Below are 23,964 nucleotides of genomic sequence, written 5' to 3' on the forward strand. Positions count from 1 at the left end.
AACTAATGGCAGACTTATCTCATTACAGAAACATTGGTATTTTCGCCCACGTAGACGCGGGTAAAACGACCACTACAGAACGTATTTTGAAACTTACCGGTAAAATCCATAAAACCGGTGAAGTGCACGACGGTGAGTCAACGACTGACTTTATGGAACAGGAAGCTGAGCGCGGTATTACTATCCAGTCTGCTGCAACCACCTGTTTCTGGAAAGATCACCGCATGAACATCATCGATACTCCAGGACACGTTGACTTCACTGTTGAAGTTTATCGTTCACTGAAAGTACTCGACGGTGGTATCGGTGTATTCTGTGGTTCAGGCGGTGTTGAGCCGCAGTCTGAAACCAACTGGCGTTATGCTAACGAATCAGAAGTTGCACGTGTTATCTTCGTAAACAAACTGGACCGTATGGGTGCAGATTTCTACCGCGTTGTTGGTCAGGTTAAGAAAGTACTGGCGGCTAACCCGTTAGTAATGACTCTGCCAATCGGTATCGAAGACGAATTCACAGGTGTTGTTAACCTGCTCGACATGAAAGCGTACATCTGGGATGACTCTGGCCTGCCAGAGAACTACGAGATTGTAGACATTCCTGCAGACATGGTTGAAAAAGCCAACGAGTTCCGTGAGCAAATGGTTGAAACTGCTGTTGAGCAGGACGACGACCTGATGATGGCTTACATGGATGGCGAAGAGCCGTCTTTAGAAGACCTGAAGCGTTGTATCCGTAAAGGTACCCGCGATATGTCTTTCTTCCCGACTTACTGTGGTTCGGCGTTCAAAAACAAAGGTATTCAGTTAGTACTGGATGCGGTTATTGACTTCCTGCCTTCACCTACCGAAGTTGATCCACAGGATCTGACTGACGAAGAAACCGGTGAGCCTACTGGTGAAGTAGCGACAGTTTCTACTGAAGAGCCATTCCGCGCATTAGCGTTTAAGATCATGGATGACCGTTTTGGCGCCCTGACCTTTATCCGTGTTTACTCTGGTACACTGAACAAGGGTGACACTATCCTTAACAGCGCAACAGGTAAAACTGAGCGTGTTGGTCGTATGGTTGAAATGCACGCTGACGAGCGTACCGAACTGACTTCAGCCCAGGCGGGTGACATCATTGCGGTTGTAGGTATGAAGAATGTGCAAACTGGTCACACTCTGTGTGATCCGAAGCACCCTTGTACGCTTGAGCCAATGATCTTCCCTGAGCCGGTAATCTCGATTGCCGTTAAGCCTAAAGACAAAGGCGCTAACGAAAAGATGTCTCTTGCTATCGGTAAACTGGTTGCAGAAGATCCATCGTTCCAGGTTGAAACTGATGAAGACTCTGGCGAAACCATCCTGAAAGGTATGGGTGAGCTGCACTTAGACATCAAAGTAGACATTCTGAAGCGTACTTACGGCGTTGAACTGGAAGTGGGTCAGCCTCAGGTTGCTTACCGTGAAACTATCACTCAGGCGGTTGAAGACAGCTATACGCATAAGAAACAGTCTGGTGGTTCTGGTCAGTTTGGTAAGATTGATTACCGTATTCGCCCTGGCGAAACGAATTCTGGCTTTACGTTCACCTCTACCGTTGTTGGTGGTAACGTACCGAAAGAATTCTTCCCGGCCATCGAGAAAGGCTTTAAGTCTATGATGGATGTGGGCCCAATGGCTGGTTATCCGGTACTGGACGTAGAAGTTGAGCTGTATGACGGTGGATTCCACGCCGTTGACTCATCAGCCATCGCGTTCGAAATTGCAGCGAAAGGTGCATTCCGTCAGTCTATGCCAAAAGCGGGTCCTCAGATCCTTGAACCTATCATGAAAGTAGATGTGTTCTCGCCTGAAGACAACGTTGGTGACGTAATCGGTGACCTTAACCGTCGTCGTGGTATGATCAAAGACCAGGAAGCTGGTGCTACGGGTGTACGCATTAAGGCAGACGTACCTCTGTCTGAAATGTTCGGTTACATCGGTCACCTGCGTACTATTACTTCAGGTCGTGGTCAGTTCTCAATGGAATTCAGCCACTACTCAGCTTGTCCGCAAAACGTTGCTGACAAAGTTATCGAAGAAGCGAAAGCGCGTAAAGCCGCTAAGTAATTCGATACCTGCTGATTAAAGCAAATTTAAAAACCCGCCATCCGGCGGGTTTTTTTATTGCTTTAAAATGGGAGTATCGATACATGATAACCACTATAACCTCAGCTAATCGCTGCCTGGCGTATTCGACGTCACTGATGACTCAGATCAACACCTTTCCGGCTAATTTATATTAGATTTAAAATATATAACGGAGGTGACCCATGACAGACCACAAACTGATTTTGCTGCTTAAAGTCATCATGACCATAGGTATCAGCCTGATCCTTGCTGGGGTGTATTGCCATATGTACAGCGACACTATTGAAGAGATGGGGGTCACAGGGATTGTTATCAGTGCCTGTCTGGTGGCCATTGGAATGATACTCTCGCTGCCGACTAAAATGTATCTCACTTTTGTGCTGGTCAAGCGGGAAGAAGATCGTAAAGTCCTTGATCAGGCGAAATAACTGCTTCGTCGACAAATCTCCCTTTTCAATACCGATAACTGGCAAAAGCGGCTTTATTGGTATACACCTTAGTTATGCGCTGGGTCTTCCGGCGTTGTTTTCGATACGTATTCAGTAATCAATTAAGTCTGTGTAGTCGTTCGCCACCAGGCATACATGTTACTGGGAACGTTGCTTCTAAATAAAAACTTAACCGGTTTAAAGGGAAGGAGCTATGGAACAGAAGGATACTGGAGAGTTTATCAACCTCCGTTTAGACGTCGATCAATCTCGTTTTTACCGCCAGTGTCTGCTCGAACTCAACGATGTACTGGATAAGGTAATAGGCTCTGAGGAAAGCGCCGCTTTCGTTGGGCTGGTCGCCGGTCGTCTGGCTGATTTCTTTATTACCGCTTACCGGGAAGCGCATGGGCGTCGTCATTACTCGCCAGCACAGCTTGCCCGACTCCTTATTGATTTAAAACAGCGTATCGGAGGAGACTTTTACCTTGTTGAAATCACTGGTAAGAAGATAGTTTTGCGTAACAGACGTTGTCCTTTTGGTAAGGAAGTAAAGGGGAAAAACAGCCTGTGCAACATGACCGCCGGTGTATTTGGTAAGGTTGTTGCTGAAAGCAATAACTATGCGGCGGTATCGGTGGACGAGGCTATAGCCCGTGGCGCTGAACAATGTCAGGTCACCATTTTACTGCATCCGCAGGATAATGCTGAGGGCAGTTATAAGGAGTTCTTCAATGTCAGCTGATGTCAGTGTTTTAATCGATCAACATATCAGCACCAGCACCATATTGAGTGGTATTAAAAATCCAGCACTGGTAATGAGTTTATCGGGAAAGATTGCTCGCATTAATCACCGGTGCCGGCAGTTTTTACCTAATATTCAGGAAGGTGAGCTGTTAGGCGACTTTTGTGAAGAGTCCGGTGTGTTTGGTTCTCTGCGCCAGATGATTCATCATGCCCGCTCAGTCAGCGGCCTGCACCCATGTCGGCTGCAGGCGAAAGGGCTCCGGGGTGAAGGTAGCTGGTTGGGGTTTTTCTCGGTGTTAAGTTCAAAGCTCACCCATAAGCCTGTGGCTGTATTACTGGAGGTGGATGATCATAAAGTTGAGCGGGAAAACCGACTTTTAGCCCTCGATCAGGATGTCGAAAAACAGTTGAGTGCCTTACGTCATTATCACCGTGATGGGATCCACGACCCTCTTACCGGCTTGAAAAACCGCCGCTACATGGACAATTTTCTGAAGATGGAATGTGATCTTATTAAACGTCAGTCAACCGGGGGAACGTTAGTCGTGGTGGATATCGATCACTTTAAACGAATCAACGATATCTTCGGCCACAATGCCGGCGATGAGGTGATAAAAGTGGTTGCCAGCCGATTACAAAACCGGCTACGCGATAGCGATGTAGCGTGTCGGTGGGGCGGCGAAGAGTTCGTCATCTTTTTGCACAATACCTGCGGCCATCGTGCCTTCTCCACCTGTGAAGAACTGCGTACACTCATCCAGCAGCACGCGGTTGCGTATCAATCGCATAAAATGGATGTGACAGCGAGTTTTGGTATTACTTCTTTACTCACCAATGACTCACCTGATAGCGTGTTTGCCAGAGCAGATAAGGCCTTGTATCAGGCCAAATCAATGGGGCGTAATCAGGTTCAGGTTGACACCTGATTAACCGGACTAATTTACTCTGGTGATGTGGTAACCTTTTTGTCTGAGCAGATCAAGAACGCTGTCCTGCCCGGACAAATGCATGGTACCAACCAGCACAAATTCGGTTTCTGATGTCGCCAGCATGGTTTCAATGGCGGGCAGCCAGTTCAGGTTGCGTTGCACCAGTAGTTGCTGGTATATCTCAGGGAAGTCATCATGAAAGCCTTTCCCCTGGCTTTGATATAAGCCTTCCATGTCACCGCTTTGCCAGTACTTTTTCAGCTCACCCAGTGCCTGGGGAAGTTGTTTCACATCTTCCAGTGCATAGCGGATCATCTCATCTTCGTCTTCACCGCCTAGCGCGGCAATAAATTCCAGTTGCTGTTGCGGCGATTCAAACCAGTCGAGGGCTTTGCCGTCGGTCATGGCTTTAAAGTAATAGAACTCATCGACACCCTGACTGGTTAATCCCATTAAACGCAGTTCGGTGAAACTCAGGGTAATGCTAATCAGCGCCGGTGTATAATTGGCCATGGCAGCTATGTCCATATGCCGGGCGGTTAAGTGTGCCTTCAGCGCTTGGTAGGTCTCTTCTGATAACACGTTTTGGAGTTGTGTGCCGTCACCATAGGTTAGTCTGGCCCGAGAGTCCTGCTGAAAGCGCGGGCTGTTAAGCCCGGCGATGTCGGTTTCAAACACCAGCTTATCAGCCTGATTGTATGCCGTGCCATAAGCATTAGGTAATGGAAAGTCGTCGGGGCTTAATATATGCAGCGTACCGCCAATGTAGACGCTATTGCCAGCTTTACTTACTTGCCATACTGATGCCGCTTGTACCCATCCGCCAATGAAAAGAAATAGCCAGCATAAATGCTTTAACATGCTTTGGTGCCTTAGGAGAAAACCGTTAATCTACCTGCTAAGGGCTTACCCGGCAATGATTAATGGTTTTGTGGTACTAGTGTTTCCACCAATGGTGCCGCCAGGCCGGGATCCCCATTTTTTTTATTTCCTCGTAAAGCTGATGTCGGTCGGTCTGATTTAAAAAATCCCCCACGGGTACATGGTGGTCAGGGGTGACCAGTACCAGTTGAGGTAAATACCAGTCGCGCGGGCTTTCAGACATTTCCAGGTGGGTGTCCTTGCGGTTGAGCGTAATAGGGCGGGTCGCTTTGTGATTGCTTTGTATGTGAACGAAGTCTTTCTCGAACGACAGGGTTTGCGTGCGGTAAGTATTCTTGCTGACACGATAAAGCATATAGCAGAGTAAACCGACTTCGATACCTGCAAAGGGGAAGACGATCCATATGCCGAAAAATGCCCACATGGTAGCAATTATCAGGGCAACGCCTGCCATGCCCGCCATTAGCCATTTATTATGGATCCAGTCAGCAGAACGATTAGGTTGTAAACTAATAAGGCTATAATGTGGCTGATGTTTTACTGAAACCATAGGCGGCACTTACCCAAACTGACTCACTCTAAGTATAGCGGGAAAATGTTGTAAAAAGGTCGGTTTTCAAAAAAGGTCGTTCGACTTCAACGGGAGATTCTGGCAAAGTGCAGCCGGTCAAAATCAATTGATAGTAAAAGTGAAGAAGACGTTTATTTCCCATCCCTGGCTGAGTCTGCTGGCAGTATTATGGTTATCCCTGGTCCTGATAGCAGGTGGCAATGCGTTAACAGCACTGCTTACTCAGTATGGAGGATTCTTACTGTTAGGTGTTGTCGGTGCTGTCTTTGCCAATGCTACCGGTGCTGGCGGTGGGGTAGTGTTTGTGCCATTTTTTCAGCAACTGGCGTTTACTCCCCAGGCGGTTATCGCTACCAGTTTTGCCATTCAGTGCTGCGGAATGACTGCCGGTTCCCTGAGCTGGCTGCAGTTTTACCGACATGTTAAGAGTCAGCAACCTGACTGGCAGCTGCTCCCGGCTGTGCTGTCTCGCTGTATTCCTTTTGGATTAGCCGGATTATGGCTGGCGCAGTATGGGTTTGACCACATCTTACCTCATTTGAGCTTTTCAGCGGTTTCATCACAGCTCCATATTGGGTTCGGCCTGTTTTCAATTCTATTGGCGCTGGCGATTATGGTGTCGTCGAAACGATTAAGCAGTTCTCAGGTTCGCAGTCTGCTAACCACTACCGACAAATACTGGCTTGGCGTAATCAGTTTTTTGGGCGGCATGGTGACGGCTTATCTTTCGGTAGGCATAGGCGAGTTAGTGGCCGTATACCTGATTGTCAGGCGCTATGATGTCACTATGGCTATTGGTTCTGCGGTCATCATTTCGGCTGTCACGGTCTGGGGGGCTATCGTACATGCTGCTGTGGTGACTGAAGCGGTAAACTGGTTTGTGGTGTTATTTGCCGGTGCAGGAGCTGTTATCGGCGGGCGTCTGGCACGCTATGTGGTGCTGTTTTTCTCCCCCAGGCAGGTTAAGTTGTTTTTTGCCATTTGGGTGCTGCTGCTGGGGATACTGAGCATCCTCTAAATCAGTTTACTGTTCTTTGTACTATACGGTTCAGGTAAATTAATCGCCATAGTCTTTGGTTTAGGCCTTTAAGTTATGCTTTTAACTCTGCTATGGTGATTCATACTCTTTACCGGTGAACGGGTCCTCACTTCATGGCATATACCCCGGCTAATTTTTACACGCTTTCACAGCCAGAGTGGAGCAAAGACGCGGTGATTTATCAGGTGAATACCCGTCAGTTCAGCCAGGCGGGCACGTTCGACGGCATCACCGAAGAATTGTCACACATTGCTGGCCTGGGAGCCCGCATTCTCTGGCTAATGCCCATCCACCCCATCGGCGAGAAGCATCGCAAAGGCGAGTTAGGCAGCCCTTATGCCGTTAAAGACTACCTTGCGATAAACCCTGAGTTTGGCGACCAACACAGTTTCAGACGGCTGATTAATAAAGCCCATGAGCTGGGGCTTAAAGTCATTCTCGATTGGGTGCCGAATCACAGTGCCTGGGATAACCATCTGGTAACGCAACATCCTGAGTGGTATGCACGGGATTACAAAGGCGATTTTCGCCCTTCCCCCTGGTGGGACTGGAGCGATATTATTGAATTTGATTACGACCAGCCGGGCCTCAGGGAATACATGATAAATGCCATGGCTTATTGGGTGAAAGAGTTCAACATCGATGGATACCGCTGTGATGTTGCCGGCTATGTGCCTAATGATTTCTGGTGTCAGTTACGCAACGCGCTGGACACCATTAAACCGGTATTCTTACTGGCTGAGTGGGAAGACCGGGATTTGCACCGCGACGGGTTTAATATGACCTATGCCTGGAGCTGGAATGAAGCGCTACATGAGATTGCCCATGAACGGGCACCGGTAGACCGATTAAGAAAGTATTATTCATGGAATGAACGAGCCTGGCCGCAGTCTGCCTATCGCATGACCTTTGTTAGTAACCACGATAAAAATGCCTGGGATGGTACCCAGCATGAACAGTTTGGTGAGTGTCTGGAGGCGGCAATCGTGCTGTCGGTTCTGGGGGAGGGGATGCCGTTGATTCATAATGGTCAGGAAGCCGGTGAAAATAAACGGCTGGCGTTCTTTGAACGCGACCCGATTGACTGGCAAACTCACCCTATTGGCGATTTATACCGAAAGCTTATCCATTTAAAGCGAGGTGTTCCGGCACTCTGGAACGGTGAGTTTGGCGCACGCATGATACAGGTGCCCAATTCTGCGCCGCAACAAGTGCTGAGTTTTGTCAGAATGAAAGACAATGTCAAAGTGTTTGTAGTACTGAATTTATCCGCAGCGCCAGCCGATGTGGACTTTTACGAAAGCCTGTATCGCGATGAATATATAGATGTCTTTGCTGAGGCTTGTACCAAAATAACCCGGACTGACAATCTGCAATTATCGCCCTGGTCTTTCAGGGTCTTTGTTTCGGCAAACTTTCCACTGATCTAACAGACCCACAGACGAGCTGAGAAAACTTTGGCATAATAGCGCTTTTGCATTCATTCAGGAATAACATGCCCAGTTTAGATGATGTATTTTCGGGCTCGGGATTGCTCGCAAAGGCGATTCAGGGGTTTAATCCCCGGCAGGCGCAAACCGACATGGCCAAAGCCGTTGCCAGTGCTATCAATGATGCCGACAGTTTAATTGTTGAGGCCGGCACCGGTACCGGAAAAACCTTTGCCTATCTGGCCCCTGTGTTATTGTCTAAAGGTAAGGCGATTGTTTCTACAGGCACCAAAAACCTTCAGGAACAGCTGTTTCATCGCGATCTGCCGGTTATCAAAAAGGCCCTGGCCAGCAACCGTAAAACTGCATTATTAAAAGGCCGGGCGAATTATCTTTGCCTGCACCGCCTGGCTCAGCACGGTGGCAACTCTACGCTGGTGGAGTCTGACGTGCTGAACGAATTATCTACCGTAAGAGCCTGGGCCAATACTACCAAAACCGGTGATATGGGCGAGGTAAAAACCTTGCCAGAAGATGCACGGGTGATCCCCTTAGTGACCTCAACGGTGGATAACTGTCTGGGCCGTGATTGCCCCGACTACGAAGATTGTTATCTGGTAAAGGCGCGTAAAAATGCCATGGAAGCCGATATCGTTGTGGTTAACCATCACCTGTTTTTCGCTGATATGGCACTGCGTGACACCGGCTTTGGTGAGCTTATACCCGAAGCAGATTGTATTATCTTTGATGAAGCCCACCAAATCCCGGAAATCGCCAGTGAGTATTTTGGTGAGGCTATCTCAACCCGTCAACTAACCGAGATAAGCAAAGAGATCACCTTGCTGTACCGCACGGTACTGAAGGACGCCGACCAGTTGGAAAAAGCCGGTGAGAAAGTACGCATGCAAGCGGCCGACTTACGGTTATTGTTTGCCGACAAACCTCAGCGCGGAAACTGGCTTGAAGCCATGGAGCGCGAGGAAGTGGCTACTCAGGTAAGCCGGCTCGAAGCAGCCGTGGGCGTGCTGTACGATATTTGTAAGCTGCATATTGGTCGCGATAAGGATTTGGATAATCTGTTTGACCGCATTGTGCAGAGCCGTGAAAAGCTGGCCCTGTTTACCACCAAAGAGCATGACGGGATGAGTTTGTGGTACGAAACCACGCCGCGTCATATTGTGATGCATATGACGCCGTTATCCATTGCCGCTAAATTCCGCCGCTTTGTGGAGTCTGACGATCGCGGCTGGGTATTTACCTCAGCCACCCTGGTAGTCGACAACGATTTTACGCACTTCCAGCGCCGCATGGGGCTTGAAAAAGCCAGAACCATGATGCTCGACAGTCCGTTTGATTATGAACGTCAGGCTATGTTGTGCGTGCCTCGTTACTTACCCGAGCCGCACATGCCGACCATGCGTAAACAGCTGGTCACTATTGCTAAAAAACTCATTAAAGCCAGCGGCGGGCGTTGTTTTCTGTTATTCACCAGCCATGCTGCATTGCAGGAAGTCGCGGCAGCACTGCAGGAACAAATAGACAATCCGGTACTGGTGCAGGGCAGTACGTCCAAGCAGGCGTTGTTGAGTGCCTATTTATCCGATCCGTCGGCGGTATTACTGGGCACCGGCGCGTTTTGGGAAGGTGTGGATGTGCGCGGTAACGATCTGGTGTGCGTAATGATTGATAAACTGCCGTTTGCTGCACCGGATGATCCACTGCTGCAGGCCCGGTTGGAGGAGTGCCGTAAAAAAGGCGGTAACCCGTTTGGCAGTATTCAGATCCCGCAGGCAGTTATTACCCTTAAGCAGGGCGCAGGCAGACTTATCCGCGACCCGGCGGATGCCGGAGTGCTGGTTATCTGCGATAATCGCCTGGTAACCAAACCCTACGCCCAGACATTCCTTGGCAGTTTACCGCCCATGAAGCGCACCCGGGATGTCAGTGAAGTTGAAACATTTCTGGCTAACATCGAGCAAACAGAACACGTTAAAGAAGAATAATTCATGAACATATTAACTATCGATACTGCCACCGAAGCTTGTTCAGTGGCGCTGCAGTTTAATCAGTCACTGTTTACCCGTTACGAGGTGTGCCCGCAACAACACAGCCAGAAAATTCTGCCGATGGTAGATGCGGTGATGAAAGAAGCCGGCGCGACCCTGGCTGACCTCGATGGTCTTGGCTTTGGGCGTGGTCCGGGCAGTTTTACCGGGGTTCGCATTGCGACTGGCATTATTCAGGGCCTGGCTCTTGGGGCGCAGTTGCCCGTGGCTGGTGTTAGCACTCTGGCTGCTATGGCGCAGCAGGTGATTAACGCGGGTGATGTAAAGGATGTTGCAGTGGCCATCGATGCCCGGATGGGCGAAGTGTATTTTGCTCATTATCAAAACCAGCAGGGCATAGCCACACTGGTAGGGGAAGAGCAGGTCACCGCGCCCGAAACGGCGGCGCAGTTAGTTGATATATCTTCTATGGCAGTGGCGGGCACCGGCTGGCAGGCATATCCGGCGTTAAATGAACAGCTCGGTGGTCAGACTGTGACGGTTTCTTATCCTTACGCGAGATTTATGTTACCGCTGGCTGAACAGTCTCTGACAGCAGGTAAGGGGATGAGCGCCGAAGCCATTACACCGGAATATTTACGCAATACGGTGACCTGGAAAAAACTGCCTGGACGGGAATAGATTGCCCACGGCTGGCGTGAAATTTGCTGTACTTTGAGTTTACCTTATGACGGCCAGGCGGGTCGTCAGTATTTTGGCAATCAACAGGCACAACGGGCTTCATGGAAATTCGTCAGCAATTAATCACTCCCAACGTTGAGCGTAATGCTCAGCAGCCTAAGCCTGCAGCAAAATCTGCAGGTGTGGAGCGGGTAGAGGCCGAGCAAAAGACGCCAGTTAATGCGGTTCTGCCCCGCGCCGGAAATGCCGAATCAAGGGCTCAGGCAGAGTCATTTCGTCAAACTTCCGGCTACGACCAGCCCCAGGGTCCGGCCATCCTGGCGTTGGAAGCCTACTCCAGTCACGAACGTGAAACCAAGCGGGCAGCTATACGCGAAATGATGGGTGTCGACCTCTACGCCTAATCAGGCTAATGCCAGATTAAACTATCCTTGATTACCATTGTCATAATCAGTAACTTGTTGATTCATTATGGTGAACCACCCTGAATTCAGTTTCTATTCAGTTTAATCTTCTACACTGAGTATGAGTAATTCATGATTGAACCCGAGCATACTGATCCGTTGATATGATGTGAGCAGTATGATTGATAAGTCAGGCACGGAGCCGCAGGCTTTTGGTTTGGTTGAAATGAACCGTGAGCCGGATGGCTCTTACATGTTTAGCTAAAGCAAGGAATCCCTATGTTAGTTCGTGCATTCGTCGTTATTATTGCATTAGGCCTGTCGGCTTGTGCAGTTATTCCCGAGCCGCTTCAGGTACCAGAAAACACGCCCCTGGTTGGTTATAACAAGGCCGTGGTCGCAGGCGATGACATTCTGGGTAAAAGCGCTCGTTGGGGCGGTATTATTACTAACGTCGAGAACAAACCCGATCAAACCCTGATTGAGGTGGTGTATTTCCCGCTGAATCACTATGGCAAGCCAAATGCCAGTGAAGAAACACCGGGACGGTTTAAAGCTGTGATCAATAAGTTTGTTGATCCCATCATGTTTGAAAAAGGGCGGACGGTTACCTTTATAGGCAAGGTGGGTAAACCTCTGGCCGGCATGGTAGGCGAGCAGCCTTATATGTTCCCATCGTTAACGGTCGACAACTATTACAAGTGGCGGCGTCAGAGACTCTACGATACGTCTACGGTGTTCTTTGACTTCTACTCCGGCTGGTATTCACCGTTCTACCATCCTTACTGGAGTCCGTGGCGATTTGGCCCGAGTGTACGAATGATCCGCACTTACAAGGATCCAGCCTACTCGTCGGGAAGTAAGAATAACTATCGGCCGCCGTCCAACAGTCGACCCAGTATGAGCGCGCGTCCACAACCTCGGCCGCAACCGCCAAGTACCAGAAATAAAGCGCATCGCCGACTCGATCCCTAGGTAATAAGTTGCCGCTTGCGGCAACTTTTAGCCCGGTGTACGGCAATACCATGCCCCGGGCAGCCCTATCGGTTTCAACAAAGGTTCAACATTTATCGCCGTCACTGCTAAACTGCTGCTCAACGTCTATGAGTCACCGGGCCATGCCCTCAGGGAGTAGTAATGCAAGCGTGTGAGTTTTCAATATCGTCGGGCACCATCAGAGGTATAACCAATGGCCAGCAAGGCCAGGTCGTGTTGGCGTTACACGGTTTTTTAGATAATGCCGCCAGTATGGCTTGTCTGGCCCCGGCGATGGGGCAGTATCAGTTTATCGCTATCGATCTGCCTGGTCATGGCCTGAGCGATCACCGTCCTCCCGGCGCTCACTACAACCAAATGGATTATATACAGGACCTGCATGAACTGGTGGTGTCTGAAGACTGGCACGATCTTGTGATTGTTGGTCATTCCATGGGCGGTATACTGGCCAGTATTTACGCCGCCGTATTCCCCGATCGGGTAAGTGCTATTGCTATGATTGATGCCTGCGGGCCGCTAACACTGCCTCCTGAAACCAGTACAGAGCAATTACGGACATCAATACTGTCTCGCATGCCCAAGCCTGGCCGCACGGGTAGCCCCCGCGAGGTAGATCTGGATGCCGCGGTGGCCGCACGCTGCAAAATGAGCGACATTACTGCTGAGCACGCCGCCACTATCCTGCGCAGAAATATCACCATTCGAGAAGATGGTCTTAGTGGCTGGCGCAGCGATCCGCGTTTGCGTACCAAATCATGCTTACGATTAACCGAGTCTCAGGCACAAAACCTGATGGAAGCGATTGATTGCCCGGTATGGATCGGTGGTGCCTCAGATAGCTTCAAGGAAATGGATACAACCTATGAAAAACGAAAAAGCTGGTTGAAAAACAGTCGGTTTGAACTATTCTCAGGTGGGCATCACTTCCATATGGTTAATCCGTCAGCAGTTAGCAAAGCGATTTGTCGGTTTGTTGAAGAAATGTAAACAACAGCGTTTATCTTTTGCTGATCATCCTATACTATATGCAACACGTCAGACCAGTGGCTGACCCAGCAGTGACACACAACAAGAACAATCGAGAGACTTAAGGTGACAGGAGAGCTTGGTGGAAAAAATCTGGCTTAATCATTATGACTCGAGAGTAGCGCCGGAAATTGACCCGGACCGTTACGCCTCTATTGTCGATATACTCGACGAGTCTGTAGCAAAATATGGTGACAAAACAGCCTACATCAACATGGGCCAGAAAATCAGCTTCAGTGAGCTCGACAGCTTATCCCGGCAATTCGCTGCGTATCTGATGAATAACGGGTTTAAGCCCGGCGACGCTATTGCGATCATGATGCCTAACCTGTTGCAGTACCCCGTAGCGTTATTTGGGATCCTGCGAGCGGGCATGACCGTAGTCAATGTAAACCCTCTTTATACTGCGCGGGAATTAAAACACCAGCTCAATGACAGTCAGGCAAAAGCCATCATCATCGTTGAGAACTTTGCTCATACCCTGGACAAAGTGGTGGCCGACACCGGCATCAAAGAAGTACTGCTGACTTCACTGGCTGATATGCTACCAGCGCCCAAGCGCTGGGTGGTCAACTTTGTTGTAAAGCACGTTAAAAAGATGGTGCCTGCTTATGGTCTGTCTGGCGCTAAGTCATTTATGTCGGCGCTTAAAGCCGGTGAAAAACTGACTTATACCCGTCCGGAAATTAACAACGAAGACCTGGCCTTTTTGCAATACACCGGCGGCACCACAGGGGTATCGAAAGGCGCCATGCTGACCCACCGCAATATGATTGCCAACCTGGAGCAGGTGTCTGGGCTGTTATCAACGGTTATTACGCCGGGCAAAGATTTAGTGGTTACTGCATTACCGCTTTATCATATTTTTGCTTTGTTAGCTAACTGCTTGTTATTCCTGAAGTTTGGTTGTCCTAATTTGCTGATCACTAATCCTAAGGACATGCCAGGTTTCGTTAAAGAACTGGAAAAATACCCGTTTGCCATTTTACCCGGGGTGAATACCCTGTTTAACGGACTACTCAATACGCCCGGATTCAGTGAACTGGACTTTTCTAACTTTAAGTTTGGTTTGGGCGGAGGCATGGCGGTGCAACGTCCGGTGGCTGAAAAATGGCAAAAAGTCACCGGTACCGTGTTGCTTGAAGGTTATGGTTTAACCGAGTGTTCACCGGTTGTAGCCGTGAACCCTCCTCAGTTAGAAGCCTACAAAGGCGCCATTGGGTTGCCTGTGCCATCAACGGATATCATGCTGATGGATGATAACGGCAATGAAGTACCGGCCGGTGAATCTGGAGAGCTATGGGTGAAAGGCCCGCAGGTGATGAAAGGCTATTTCAACCGGCCTGAGGCGAGCGAAGAGATCCTCAAAGACGGCTGGCTTGCTACCGGCGATATTGCCCGATGCGATGAAGAAGGATATTTCTACATTGTTGACCGGAAAAAGGATATGATTCTGGTATCCGGGTTTAACGTATTCCCGAATGAAATTGAAGAAGTCGCAGCAATGCATGACGCTGTGCTTGAAGTCGCCGCCATTGGTGTTCCACACGATGTTAGTGGAGAGGTGGTCAAACTCTTCATAGTCAGAAAAGATGATTCACTCACTGCAGAGGCCGTGATATCACACTGCCGTACGCATCTGACGGGGTATAAAGTGCCCAAACACGTAGAGTTTAAAGAAGAACTACCGAAAACCAATGTAGGTAAAATTTTACGACGTGAACTAAGAGATTAGGGCGCGTCGTCAGGCCCGATTTTTAAGAGTATAACCGGCCTTGCGCCGGTTTTTTTATTTTATGGATTATATATATATACAGGATCAGGAAACCCTCGATGAGGTCTGTGCCAGAGCCGCGCGTCAACCGGCAATTGCGCTGGATACGGAGTTTGTCAGAACCCGCACTCTGACCCCCGAGCTTGGCCTGGTTCAGCTTTACGACGGCCATCAGCTGGTACTTATCGATCCACTGGCTATTGAAGATATGTCGTCGCTGGTCAGTCTCCTGATCAACCCGGATGTGATCAAGGTTCTGCATTCCTGTTCTGAAGATTTAGAAGCCTTCCTCGCGACCTTTAATCAGGTACCCACCCCCATATTTGATACCCAGTTTGCTGCCAGCTTGCTTGGTCTTGGTGTCACCATGGGCTACGCCCGGTTAATTGAAATGCTGCTGGAAACCGAGCTGGAGAAAGGCGAATCGCGAACCGATTGGCTAGCCAGGCCACTGAGTGACAAACAGTGCCGCTACGCTGCCGATGACGTGCTTTATTTACTGCCGGCCTTCCACCAACTCTATGAGATGGTGCAAGCCAAAGGCAAGATTGACTGGGTGTTGTCGGAATCTGCCAGCCTGAGCGACAAGAAAAAGGCCAGTCTGGCGCCGGAATTTGCTTATTTACAAATTAAAAATGCATGGCGTTTATCCAGTCAGCAACTTACCGTGCTGAAACACCTGGCCGCCTGGCGGGTTCGCCGGGCGAAAGAACGTAATATGGCCTTAAACTTTGTGTTCAAGGAACCTCATCTGTATGAACTGGCGCTTCGAATGCCGCAGTCAAAAACGGCGCTTGCCCGCATACAGAGTTTAACGCCACAGGAGCGCCGCTTAAATCCTGATATGATCCTGAATGTAGTGAACGCCGGTTTACAGGAGTTCGACAATACGCCACCGGGAGAGCATATTGAGCGCATCGCACGGTTAGTAGATTTTCCGGCTTATAAACAAACGCTTGCCCGGTTTAAGCAGGCGGTAAGCGAAATGGTGATAGAGCATGGCGTAACAGAAGAAGTGCTGGCCTCTAAAAAACAGCTTAATCAGCTGTTAAAATACCAGTGGTTTAACGTTGACGAATGCCGCCTGATGGGGCTAAAACCTGACGTTCTGACCGGATGGCGTGAACCTTTATTTGCGCCTGTCGTTAAAGCAATATTACACGAAGAAAATAACAGATAACCACCATGTTGATTGCCGTTTATAAAACCGCTAAGAAAGAAGGAATGTTCCTTTACGTTCCTAATAAAGATGATTTCTCTGCCGTGCCCGAAGCCCTGATGAACCGCTTCGGATGGCCTCAGTTAGTGATGATGCTGCCAATACAAAAACGCGAGGCACTGGGCGGCGTAGACAAACAAAAGCTACTTGAAGCCATGGATGATCCAGGTTTTTATCTGCAAATACCGCCGAAGGAAGAAAACTGGCTCGAGACTCACCGAACTGAGCTTGGCCTGTCTCCGACATCACCGAAATCTTAAGGTGCGTTGTATGCGTAAATTATGGTCCGTTCTGTTGTGTGCGGGGCTCTTTATCAGCCCTGTTTTTGCTCAGCAAACCGACGAACAACAAGAGTTTGAACAATACAAATCCCAGCTTAAAAGCGACGCGATTGACGCCGGATTTGGCCGCCAGTTTGTCGAAAATGTATTTGCCACCATTTACTACCGGGCAACCGTGGTTAAAGCCGACAAAAACCAGCCGGAAACCCGGATCACGCTGGATAAATACCTCAAAACCCGGGTACCGGACTGGAAAGTAAAACAGGCCGTAACGTTAATGCAGGAGCATCAGGCGTTGCTCACCCGGATCGGCAAGGAATATGGCGTGCAGCCACGGTTTATTGTGGCACTGTGGGGCAATGAGTCGAATTTCGGGCGTATTCAGGGCAGTTATCCGGTGCTCTCAGCGCTGGCTTCACTGGCCTTTGAGGGGCGCCGCGAAGCCTTGTTTAAAAAACAGTTTATGGCGGCACTAACGATTTTGCAGGAAGGCCATATTGTGCTCAAAGACTTCAATGGCTCCTGGGCGGGTGCTATGGGGCAAAGCCAGTTTATTCCCACCTCATTTCTGCAATACGCGGTAGATTATGATGGCGATGGCCGTAAAGATATTTGGGGCACGCCAGCAGATGTTTTCGCCTCAATAGCCAATTTCCTGGCTTCGGAAGGCTGGCAGGATAACCAGACCTGGGGACGCCAGGTAAGTGTGAACAGCGATTTTGATTACTCGCTGGCCGGTTTGGAGCGGGCGAAGTTTAAACCGTTGTCATTCTGGCAGAGTCAGGGGGTGCGTCGGTTTAATGGTAAAGATTTGCCCAACGTAGACATTAATGCTTCGCTAATTATGCCCGACGGTAAAAATGGCCGTATCTATCTGGTGTATCAAAACTTCCACACGCTGATGAAGTGGAACCGGTCGAGCTATTTTGGAGTGTCTGTCAGTTATTTGTCACAGCGCATTAGGCAGGGGGAATAACATGTATCAACATATCAGCTTATCAGGCGAGCCCATTGACCTGCCGGTGGGTAAGGTAGTGTGTGTGGGACGCAATTACCTCGACCACATTCAGGAGCTCAACAACGAAGTCCCGGCTGAACCCTTGTTATTTATGAAGCCAGCGACGGCGTTGTGTGAGATCAGTAAGCCACTGGTTATCCCTGCCGACATGGGGGAGTGTCACAACGAGTTGGAAGTCGCGTTGTTAGTCGCTCAGCCTTTGCGTCAGTGCAGCAGCGAGCAAACCGCAGCTGATGCATTATATGGTGTTGGTCTGGCGCTCGATTTAACGCTTCGGGACGTACAGCAAAAACTGAAAGACAAAGGTCAGCCCTGGGAGCGCGCCAAGGCTTTTGACGGGGCATGCCCGGTGAGCAGCTTTACGCCGCTGGACGCATCTTTCGATCTTGGTAACCTCGATTTTTCCCTGACAATAAATGGCGAAGTTCGTCAGCAGGGCAATACCAAAATGATGATGCGGGATGCACTATCATTGCTGTGCGCCATCTCTGAAGTGTTTACACTGCAACCCGGCGATATCGTGCTTACCGGCACCCCGAAAGGCGTAGGGCCTTTGCATCAGGGCGATAATCTGCAATTAAAGATGGCGCCGTGGTTTGACATTCATACGAAGGTAGGGGAATAAGGTGGAAGACCGTTTTTGGGAAACCAAGTCACTCGATGACATGAGCCGTGAAGAATGGGAAGCCATTTGTGATGGCTGCGCCAAGTGTTGCCTACACAAGTTCATCGACGACGATGATGCAGTGGAAGCCGCACCTACTGATTACATGGAGCACCACGAAACCATCCATTACACCAACATCGCGTGTGAATTACTCAATACCAAAACCTGCAGCTGTACCCGCTATGCTGAACGTCAGGAACTGGTGCCCGATTGTGTCAAACTGACGAAAGACAATCTCAAGGACATCTTCTTTATGCCAACGAGTTGTGCTTACCGACGCCTGCATGAAGGCCGTGGGTTGCCTTCCTGGCATCCGCTGCTCAATCGCGGCAAGAAATCGGCGATGCATCGCGAAGGGATGTCTGTGCGGGGTAAAACGGTGGCTGAATCACAGGCTGATCTGGACAACTTCGAAGAATACATTGCAATCTGGCCATTAGAAGATCTGGATTAGGGCTGTACCCGGCGCTTATCGATTAAACTGGCAGGCGCTGGCTAAATTTGATATCACTGGTTTTAACACAAAGGAGTGTCGTTATGCCCTATAAAATTAATTTCTTCGCCCGTCCCATCGATTCGGACTATCGGTTGAACTGGGAAAGCCTGCTAATCGAGTTATCGCTGGCTGTTATCTGTACCACCATGGCAGTGTATGGCTGGGACAAAGGGATGCTATTGATGGCTTATCCGGCAGGATTTGTTGCCCTGATGTGTTTTGGCCTGGTTGTCTATACCCTGGTTAGCTTTGTACGCTCCAGGCTTCAAAAATAGCTCCCTCTTACGACTTCTTAATATTTACTTGATTAGCTTTACTGTAAGCAGTTTTACTTATTGGTTAAAAGCGGTCATCGTGAAAATGGTTTTTCTCGGTCGGCTTTGTACGTAAAGCGGCCATTGGTTTGTTGCAATTCTAATGGCAGCTATGAGCGAAAAGCGGAAGAAAACAGCTAGCGATTAAAATAAAGGTTAATTGCCCCTAGCAGACCTTCTAAACTCATACTTGAATCCCACCAAATTAGCTGACACCAAATAAATTCATTTCTTCCGGAATTACTGAGAATTCTCAGTAACACTCAAATAAATCATTGGAAACTGGCTCATAAACAGGTGTAAGGTATTGTTATCTGTAAATTATGTTGGAAGTTCAGGGATGAGTAGGACTGCGGGTTACTGTGAATTCTCTATACTAAGATGTTAGGGTTATGAATATGAAACCAAAAGACCTAATCGCGTGGTCAATAGCTATCAGTTTTTCATTAATTTTGGCATTGGCGGGTATGGCGCTGGCGCATGACATACTGATTTCGGATTTCCCTCGACTAAGGGCACTACTAAGCATCGATGGTCCGCTTACCAAAATGCTCACAATCGTCGGAATTTCAGCGGCACCAGCAACCTTGCTTGTATTTATGTTCGGGGGGGGGGCGCGCAGCAGCATTGAATTTAGTGTTCTGGGCATAAAGGTTAAGGGTGTTGCTGCGCCACCTGTATTATGGACTTTGGTTTTTTTGTGTACAGCTGCGGTACTTACGATTGGGATGCGTGTTGCAGGCCAATGGTGAAAAGCACTAACAAAAACAGCCAGCAGGACAAACCTACGCTGCGGTTTGCCTCTGCTGTAGGCGTTAGGTAACAGAAGGAAGTTTTGTAAATGGATTTACCTAGAAAGTTGTATAAGTACGAAAGTTTTTCTACTCAAAGCTTGTCAAATTTAAAATCGCAAACTTTATACTTCGGATCACCAGCTAATTTTAATGACCCATTTGATTGTAAGATAACTGCGAGGGTTGAAAAGCCAACCGAGGCTGAATCTGAGTTATTTAGAAAACGTTATTCGACTATCCCTGATTTACCTGATGAAACTAAACGTGCTTTAGACTCGGCTACCGCTAAAGAGGTAAGTGATTGGCTCCATGGTGTTGGAAGCAAAAATATTAGTAATATTATTCAGAATGGCATTGTGGGTAAAGGGGTCTCGTGTTTTTCAGAAAATTACAATGATTTGCTTATGTGGTCTCACTATGGAGATAAAAATAGAGGGTTTTGTTTAGAATTCGATACTTCGTTTGAGCCATTCAATAAAGCAAAAAAAGTAACGTATACGAACCAAATCCCAACAATAAGCATTACTGATGCATTACTAAAAAATGAATATAAACAGCTATTTGATTTATATTGTACTAAATCAAAATCTTGGGAATACGAGGCTGAATGGAGGTGCCTACATGAAACTGCTGGTACAGAATGGACTTATGAAAGCAGAGCGCTCACTGGTGTGTACTTTGGCTCGAATGTCCCACAACAGGCCATAGATATAATTTGCCTCATACTACAAGGGCAAAATGAAACCGTGAGGTATTGGAAAGGAGTTAAGAGTGAAACAAAATTCGAACTTGAGTTCGAAGAATTCACATATATCCCTTATAGAGTCGCACGAGAACGAGGTCTAGTTACCTAACGATCAAATTAAGGCACTCGCTCCTCTCGCTGGGATGCTAACACGCAGAGCCGCTTCGCTATTATGCCCTACGTGCTATCGCTCCTTATTTAAAAGTGATGTCCGCTTTTGACCAATGACAGAAATCCAGTGTCATATGCCCAACCGTCCGCTCTTTGTCTCTTGCGGACGAAAATAAGGTGTCCGACTGATTTTGGCTCAAAGTAGAAGTCATTATTTACGTGTATGGATGAATTGGCGAAAACTAGTGGTTGAGCAACAGGCTGAAGAGCAGGGCATCCTGATTGAGAATGCGGCGTTTACACAGGGCTTCTTTTTTGGCGCCAATGGCGTGAGCCAGTTTAATACTGGCCTGGTTGTCGGGCAGGGTGAAATACTCAATCCGGTTAAGGCCTAAAGGCTGTCGAGCAATTTCTATCAGGCGTTCACACAGCTTAATCGCCAGGCCCCGGCTTCTGGCCTCAGGAACCAGCCATACACCGAGGTTGGCGTTGAGATGCACCGGATGGATATAGTTAAGCAGGCCCATTCCCAGGCACTGTTCGTTCCACATCAGCAGGTAGGTGATGCCGTAACCAATTTTACGTTGTTGCTCGAATGTCTCGATGAGCGATTCAGCATGACGCAGGGTAGTGGGGGTTAAACCAGATCCCATCCAGGGCTTTACGGAGGAAGAAGCGAGTTTGCCGGCTTCAGATAAGGCCAGTGCATATTTGTGGTGAGCGCGAATAATTTTGACTGGCCCGGCATCGGTAAAAATGGGGGCCAGCCTGACTGGCAGGGTAGTAAGGTCGATCAAAAGAGTTTCTTATCGATAACTCTGGCTAACAGCACTACCACCAATACCGCGAAGTAAGCGCCGAATATAATTTGCATCCACTCGGCCATTCCCATCGACAGGAACTGCCAGCTGTTTTCGAGACAGTCGCCACGGGCTGCAAAAATGGCAGGTAGCCACTCATGCAGTGGTGCCCACTCGGGGAAATTAGGGAAGATTTCGCAGGTACCGAAGAACGGATCGTCCGACTCGATAATTTCAATGTGCTCAGAAGCTATCATAAAGCCTCTTACTGCACTGTATCCCCACAATCCATAACTTACCAAACGGGTGAGCGGGTGGTTGAATAGCAACACCAGCAGGCCTGCCAGCACAATGCCCCACATTGCTGTACGTTGATAAATACACATTATGCAGGGTTCCAGCCCCATGCCGTGTTGAAAATACAGCGCTGTGAACTCCAGTGCCAGTGAGGTGGCGAAGAGCACCAGCCAGGCAGATTTTTGTTCTGCCCAGCTACTTAGTCCATTCAACAAGCCCATTATTTATACTGCTCCTAGTGGCCGCTGTTATCGGCACCGGGAACACCAGTGTGGTGTTCTATTAGGTGCATGTCGTAAAGCCACTGGGTGGCGTCAGCTAAGCCCCAATAAGTAGCCAGTAAGCCTACAATTGCCAGCACAACGGTATAAGGCAGTGCCATGAACACCATGCGGCCATAAGACAGTCTCAGTAACGGTGCAATCGCAGAGGTCAGCAGGAACAGAAACGCAGCCTGTCCATTTGGTGTGGCAACACTGGGCAGGTTAGTCCCCGTGTTAATAGCAACCGCCAGCAAATCAAACTGGTCACGGGTAATTTCGCCATTGGCCAGTGCCGTGCTCACTTCAGTAATGTATACCGAGCCCACAAAAACGTTATCACTGACCATCGATAGTACGCCGTTCGCCAGATAGAACATGACCAGTTGCGTGGTTCCCTCAAAATCCAGAACCCAGTGAATAACCGGCGCAAATAATCCCTGTTCAATGATAACCGCAACCACACCAAAGAATACGCATAACAGGGCAGTAAAAGGCAACGCCTCCTCGAAAGCTTTACCCAGTGCGTGCTCTTCAATTACACCGCTCATGGAGGTAGCGAGTACAATAACCGAGAGGCCGATTAAGCCCACCGCTGCCATGTGCGTTGCCAGGCCGACAACCAGCCACACGCCAATCAGAGCTTGTACACCAAGACGAGCTTTATCGCGCACCGAGCGGGCCTGGTCCATCGACTTATCATAATCCACCAGAATTTGACGCACTGCGTCTGGCAGCTTGGCGCCGTAGCCAAACACTTTGGTTTTTTCCAGCATTACGGTCGTCAGGATCCCCATCAGGAATACCGGAATAGTGATGGGTGACATACGGATGAAAAATTCCACAAAGTTCCAACCGGCTTTATCTGCGATGATCAGGTTTTGCGGTTCGCCAACCATGGTCATTACGCCACCCAGTGCGGTACCAACAGCCGAGTGCATCATCAGATTGCGCAGGAAGGCGCGGAAGTCGTCCAAATCGTTTGAGCCTAAATCCGCCACGCTATCGTCGGAGGTGTGGTCGTGGTCGTGATGAAATTCCTTACCAGATGCCACCTTGTGGTAAATGGTATAGAAACCCAGGCCTACAGCAATGATAACCGCCACCACGGTTAGCGCATCGAGGAACGCCGAAAGAAAGGCCGAGGCAATAATAAACGCCAGTGAGAGCACGGTTTTATTGCGAACCCGAATCACCAGCTTGGTGAACAGAAACAGCAACAGGTCTTTCATAAAGTAGATACCGGCCACCATAAACACCAGCAGCAGTAGCACCTCGAGGTTGACCTCTATCTCATGCATCATATGTTGCGGGGTTGTCATGCCGATAAAAAGCGCTTCAATAAGCAACAACCCGCCGGGCTGGAGGGGATAACACTTCAACGCCATGGCGAGAGTAAAGATAAACTCGATAATCAATAACCAGCCGGCCAGAAAGGGATCGAGCATGAAAATCAGAGGGTTAGCAATTAAACAACCAATAATGGTTTTTTTGTACCAGTCTGGCGCATGCCCCAGAAAATTCTTATAGATCGCCATGGTCATAGAGGTTTGCATGGAGTAATTTCCTTTTTTATCACAGGCTTAATTTGTTGTTCTCAGCTAATAATAGACGAGTTTTATAATTTTTTGTCACCCCAAGGGTGACAGTTTGAATGTGAATGTCTGTTTTTAGGACACTTTTCGTCTAAGCTTGCAAAGACTAACCGAAAACTATCACGACAGGAAGTAGAAAGCGACGTAACTCAGACCATATGCGCACAGCTGTTTAAAAAGTGCGCTAACTGAAAATTGTTTATCGATTTGGTCAAAATTAAATGCTCAAAACGGCAAAACTATCGCTTTAGGGCTAGTTTCTTATGCTGTTTTCGCCTTTAAAACTGTTACAATCAGCCGTAACTCCCTGAGTTAGGTGTGACTCGCCGGTTTGCGGCGA

25 protein-coding genes are annotated in these 23,964 nt (G+C 48.7%); 20 read left to right on the forward strand and 5 right to left on the reverse strand.

Annotated elements, in window-relative coordinates; all coding sequences use genetic code 11:
* Positions 1–5: 5 nt before the first annotated feature.
* From fusA to AC27IB_RS14475, 4 genes are all read left to right on the forward strand, one after another.
* A complete protein-coding gene (gene fusA / locus AC27IB_RS14460) occupies positions 6–2,093 on the forward strand; it encodes an elongation factor G (RefSeq protein WP_487121769.1) in 2,088 nt (695 codons plus the stop codon).
* A gap of 203 nt (positions 2,094–2,296) precedes the next feature.
* The gene (locus AC27IB_RS14465) at positions 2,297–2,542 is read left to right on the forward strand and encodes a hypothetical protein (RefSeq protein ID WP_296043585.1); all 246 of its coding nucleotides are present in this window, start codon (positions 2,297–2,299) and stop codon (positions 2,540–2,542) included.
* Between the two features lie 214 nt (positions 2,543–2,756).
* The gene (locus AC27IB_RS14470; RefSeq protein WP_296043582.1) at positions 2,757–3,287 is read left to right on the forward strand and encodes a methanogen output domain 1-containing protein; all 531 of its coding nucleotides are present in this window, start codon (positions 2,757–2,759) and stop codon (positions 3,285–3,287) included.
* On the forward strand, positions 3,277–4,215 hold the full coding sequence (locus tag AC27IB_RS14475) for a GGDEF domain-containing protein (protein ID WP_487121772.1): 939 nt from the start codon (positions 3,277–3,279) through the stop codon (positions 4,213–4,215). Before AC27IB_RS14470 ends, AC27IB_RS14475 begins: the two co-directional genes overlap by 11 nt.
* Before the next feature lie 9 nt (positions 4,216–4,224).
* On the opposite strand, the gene AC27IB_RS14480 is transcribed toward AC27IB_RS14475, so the two are convergent.
* Both AC27IB_RS14480 and AC27IB_RS14485 read right to left on the reverse strand, forming a co-directional pair.
* Positions 4,225–5,079 carry a TraB/GumN family protein gene (locus AC27IB_RS14480; protein WP_487121774.1) on the reverse strand — a complete coding sequence of 285 codons (855 nt, stop codon included), beginning with the start codon at positions 5,077–5,079 and terminating at the stop codon, positions 4,225–4,227.
* A 76-nt stretch (positions 5,080–5,155) separates the two neighbouring features.
* Positions 5,156–5,650 (reverse strand): DUF2244 domain-containing protein, encoded by a 495-nt coding sequence (locus AC27IB_RS14485; RefSeq protein WP_296043574.1) that lies wholly within the window; start codon positions 5,648–5,650, stop codon positions 5,156–5,158.
* 139 nt (positions 5,651–5,789) lie between these two features.
* On the opposite strand from AC27IB_RS14485, the gene AC27IB_RS14490 reads away from it, so the two are divergent.
* The 16 genes from AC27IB_RS14490 to AC27IB_RS14565 all read left to right on the forward strand — a co-directional run bounded on the left by AC27IB_RS14490 (position 5,790) and on the right by AC27IB_RS14565 (position 20,670).
* Entirely contained in the window at positions 5,790–6,689 is a 900-nt protein-coding gene (locus AC27IB_RS14490; RefSeq protein WP_487121776.1) for a sulfite exporter TauE/SafE family protein, read from the forward strand.
* Between the two features lie 134 nt (positions 6,690–6,823).
* Positions 6,824–8,140, forward strand: coding sequence for an alpha-amylase family glycosyl hydrolase (locus AC27IB_RS14495; RefSeq protein ID WP_296043567.1), 1,317 nt, complete (start codon positions 6,824–6,826; stop codon positions 8,138–8,140).
* Positions 8,141–8,205: 65 nt separating this feature from the next.
* Positions 8,206–10,143: a DNA repair helicase YoaA gene (gene yoaA, locus AC27IB_RS14500; RefSeq protein ID WP_487121778.1), complete on the forward strand. Its 1,938-nt coding sequence runs from the start codon at positions 8,206–8,208 to the stop codon at positions 10,141–10,143.
* A gap of 3 nt (positions 10,144–10,146) precedes the next feature.
* On the forward strand, positions 10,147–10,827 hold the full coding sequence (tsaB, locus tag AC27IB_RS14505; protein WP_487121780.1) for a tRNA (adenosine(37)-N6)-threonylcarbamoyltransferase complex dimerization subunit type 1 TsaB: 681 nt from the start codon (positions 10,147–10,149) through the stop codon (positions 10,825–10,827).
* A gap of 101 nt (positions 10,828–10,928) precedes the next feature.
* Entirely contained in the window at positions 10,929–11,231 is a 303-nt protein-coding gene (locus AC27IB_RS14510; RefSeq protein ID WP_487121782.1) for a hypothetical protein, read from the forward strand.
* Positions 11,232–11,510: 279 nt separating this feature from the next.
* The gene (locus AC27IB_RS14515) at positions 11,511–12,206 is read left to right on the forward strand and encodes a Slp family lipoprotein (RefSeq protein WP_487121784.1); all 696 of its coding nucleotides are present in this window, start codon (positions 11,511–11,513) and stop codon (positions 12,204–12,206) included.
* Between the two features lie 162 nt (positions 12,207–12,368).
* Positions 12,369–13,214 (forward strand): alpha/beta fold hydrolase, encoded by an 846-nt coding sequence (locus AC27IB_RS14520; protein WP_487121786.1) that lies wholly within the window; start codon positions 12,369–12,371, stop codon positions 13,212–13,214.
* A 121-nt stretch (positions 13,215–13,335) separates the two neighbouring features.
* Positions 13,336–14,988, forward strand: a complete 1,653-nt coding sequence (fadD, locus tag AC27IB_RS14525) for a long-chain-fatty-acid--CoA ligase FadD (RefSeq protein ID WP_487121788.1) — start codon at positions 13,336–13,338, stop codon at positions 14,986–14,988.
* A 61-nt stretch (positions 14,989–15,049) separates the two neighbouring features.
* Positions 15,050–16,207, forward strand: a complete 1,158-nt coding sequence (gene rnd / locus AC27IB_RS14530) for a ribonuclease D (RefSeq protein ID WP_487121790.1) — start codon at positions 15,050–15,052, stop codon at positions 16,205–16,207.
* Between the two features lie 5 nt (positions 16,208–16,212).
* Positions 16,213–16,506, forward strand: a complete 294-nt coding sequence (locus AC27IB_RS14535) for a YcgL domain-containing protein (protein WP_487121792.1) — start codon at positions 16,213–16,215, stop codon at positions 16,504–16,506.
* Between the two features lie 10 nt (positions 16,507–16,516).
* Complete coding sequence (locus tag AC27IB_RS14540) at positions 16,517–17,503, forward strand: lytic murein transglycosylase (protein WP_487121794.1); 987 nt, start codon at positions 16,517–16,519, stop codon at positions 17,501–17,503.
* Position 17,504: 1 nt separating this feature from the next.
* Positions 17,505–18,170: a fumarylacetoacetate hydrolase family protein gene (locus tag AC27IB_RS14545; RefSeq protein ID WP_296043538.1), complete on the forward strand. Its 666-nt coding sequence runs from the start codon at positions 17,505–17,507 to the stop codon at positions 18,168–18,170.
* Between the two features lies 1 nt (position 18,171).
* Positions 18,172–18,666 (forward strand): YcgN family cysteine cluster protein, encoded by a 495-nt coding sequence (locus AC27IB_RS14550; RefSeq protein WP_487121796.1) that lies wholly within the window; start codon positions 18,172–18,174, stop codon positions 18,664–18,666.
* An 83-nt stretch (positions 18,667–18,749) separates the two neighbouring features.
* Entirely contained in the window at positions 18,750–18,983 is a 234-nt protein-coding gene (locus AC27IB_RS14555; protein ID WP_296043531.1) for a hypothetical protein, read from the forward strand.
* A gap of 437 nt (positions 18,984–19,420) precedes the next feature.
* The gene (locus AC27IB_RS14560) at positions 19,421–19,774 is read left to right on the forward strand and encodes a hypothetical protein (RefSeq protein WP_487121798.1); all 354 of its coding nucleotides are present in this window, start codon (positions 19,421–19,423) and stop codon (positions 19,772–19,774) included.
* A gap of 89 nt (positions 19,775–19,863) precedes the next feature.
* On the forward strand, positions 19,864–20,670 hold the full coding sequence (locus tag AC27IB_RS14565) for a DUF2971 domain-containing protein (protein ID WP_487121800.1): 807 nt from the start codon (positions 19,864–19,866) through the stop codon (positions 20,668–20,670).
* Between the two features lie 244 nt (positions 20,671–20,914).
* Here the strand turns inward: AC27IB_RS14565 and AC27IB_RS14570 are convergent, their stop codons facing one another.
* The 3 genes from AC27IB_RS14570 to nhaB are packed head-to-tail and all read right to left on the reverse strand — an operon-like array spanning position 20,915 to position 23,585.
* Positions 20,915–21,469, reverse strand: a complete 555-nt coding sequence (locus AC27IB_RS14570; protein WP_487121802.1) for a GNAT family N-acetyltransferase — start codon at positions 21,467–21,469, stop codon at positions 20,915–20,917.
* Positions 21,466–21,993, reverse strand: coding sequence for a disulfide bond formation protein DsbB (gene dsbB / locus AC27IB_RS14575; RefSeq protein WP_296043723.1), 528 nt, complete (start codon positions 21,991–21,993; stop codon positions 21,466–21,468). Before dsbB ends, AC27IB_RS14570 begins: the two co-directional genes overlap by 4 nt.
* A gap of 11 nt (positions 21,994–22,004) precedes the next feature.
* Positions 22,005–23,585, reverse strand: a complete 1,581-nt coding sequence (nhaB, locus tag AC27IB_RS14580) for a sodium/proton antiporter NhaB (RefSeq protein WP_487121804.1) — start codon at positions 23,583–23,585, stop codon at positions 22,005–22,007.
* Positions 23,586–23,964 lie beyond the last annotated feature (379 nt).

Source organism: Alteromonas sp. 4NH20-0104, from assembly GCF_057547795.1.

What these genes read in the sequence shown, in the direction of transcription:
- fusA (WP_487121769.1), top strand. Translation starts at nt 6, where the DNA reads ATGGCAGACTTATCTCATTACAGAAACATTGGTATTTTCGCCCACGTA.
- AC27IB_RS14465 (WP_296043585.1), top strand. Translation starts at nt 2,297, where the DNA reads ATGACAGACCACAAACTGATTTTGCTGCTTAAAGTCATCATGACCATA.
- AC27IB_RS14470 (WP_296043582.1), top strand. Translation starts at nt 2,757, where the DNA reads ATGGAACAGAAGGATACTGGAGAGTTTATCAACCTCCGTTTAGACGTC.
- AC27IB_RS14475 (WP_487121772.1), top strand. Translation starts at nt 3,277, where the DNA reads ATGTCAGCTGATGTCAGTGTTTTAATCGATCAACATATCAGCACCAGC.
- AC27IB_RS14480 (WP_487121774.1), bottom strand. Translation starts at nt 5,079, where the DNA reads ATGTTAAAGCATTTATGCTGGCTATTTCTTTTCATTGGCGGATGGGTA.
- AC27IB_RS14485 (WP_296043574.1), bottom strand. Translation starts at nt 5,650, where the DNA reads ATGGTTTCAGTAAAACATCAGCCACATTATAGCCTTATTAGTTTACAA.
- AC27IB_RS14495 (WP_296043567.1), top strand. Translation starts at nt 6,824, where the DNA reads ATGGCATATACCCCGGCTAATTTTTACACGCTTTCACAGCCAGAGTGG.
- yoaA (WP_487121778.1), top strand. Translation starts at nt 8,206, where the DNA reads ATGCCCAGTTTAGATGATGTATTTTCGGGCTCGGGATTGCTCGCAAAG.
- tsaB (WP_487121780.1), top strand. Translation starts at nt 10,147, where the DNA reads ATGAACATATTAACTATCGATACTGCCACCGAAGCTTGTTCAGTGGCG.
- AC27IB_RS14510 (WP_487121782.1), top strand. Translation starts at nt 10,929, where the DNA reads ATGGAAATTCGTCAGCAATTAATCACTCCCAACGTTGAGCGTAATGCT.
- AC27IB_RS14515 (WP_487121784.1), top strand. Translation starts at nt 11,511, where the DNA reads ATGTTAGTTCGTGCATTCGTCGTTATTATTGCATTAGGCCTGTCGGCT.
- AC27IB_RS14520 (WP_487121786.1), top strand. Translation starts at nt 12,369, where the DNA reads ATGCAAGCGTGTGAGTTTTCAATATCGTCGGGCACCATCAGAGGTATA.
- rnd (WP_487121790.1), top strand. Translation starts at nt 15,050, where the DNA reads ATGGATTATATATATATACAGGATCAGGAAACCCTCGATGAGGTCTGT.
- AC27IB_RS14535 (WP_487121792.1), top strand. Translation starts at nt 16,213, where the DNA reads ATGTTGATTGCCGTTTATAAAACCGCTAAGAAAGAAGGAATGTTCCTT.
- AC27IB_RS14540 (WP_487121794.1), top strand. Translation starts at nt 16,517, where the DNA reads ATGCGTAAATTATGGTCCGTTCTGTTGTGTGCGGGGCTCTTTATCAGC.
- AC27IB_RS14545 (WP_296043538.1), top strand. Translation starts at nt 17,505, where the DNA reads ATGTATCAACATATCAGCTTATCAGGCGAGCCCATTGACCTGCCGGTG.
- AC27IB_RS14555 (WP_296043531.1), top strand. Translation starts at nt 18,750, where the DNA reads ATGCCCTATAAAATTAATTTCTTCGCCCGTCCCATCGATTCGGACTAT.
- AC27IB_RS14560 (WP_487121798.1), top strand. Translation starts at nt 19,421, where the DNA reads ATGAAACCAAAAGACCTAATCGCGTGGTCAATAGCTATCAGTTTTTCA.
- AC27IB_RS14565 (WP_487121800.1), top strand. Translation starts at nt 19,864, where the DNA reads ATGGATTTACCTAGAAAGTTGTATAAGTACGAAAGTTTTTCTACTCAA.
- nhaB (WP_487121804.1), bottom strand. Translation starts at nt 23,585, where the DNA reads ATGCAAACCTCTATGACCATGGCGATCTATAAGAATTTTCTGGGGCAT.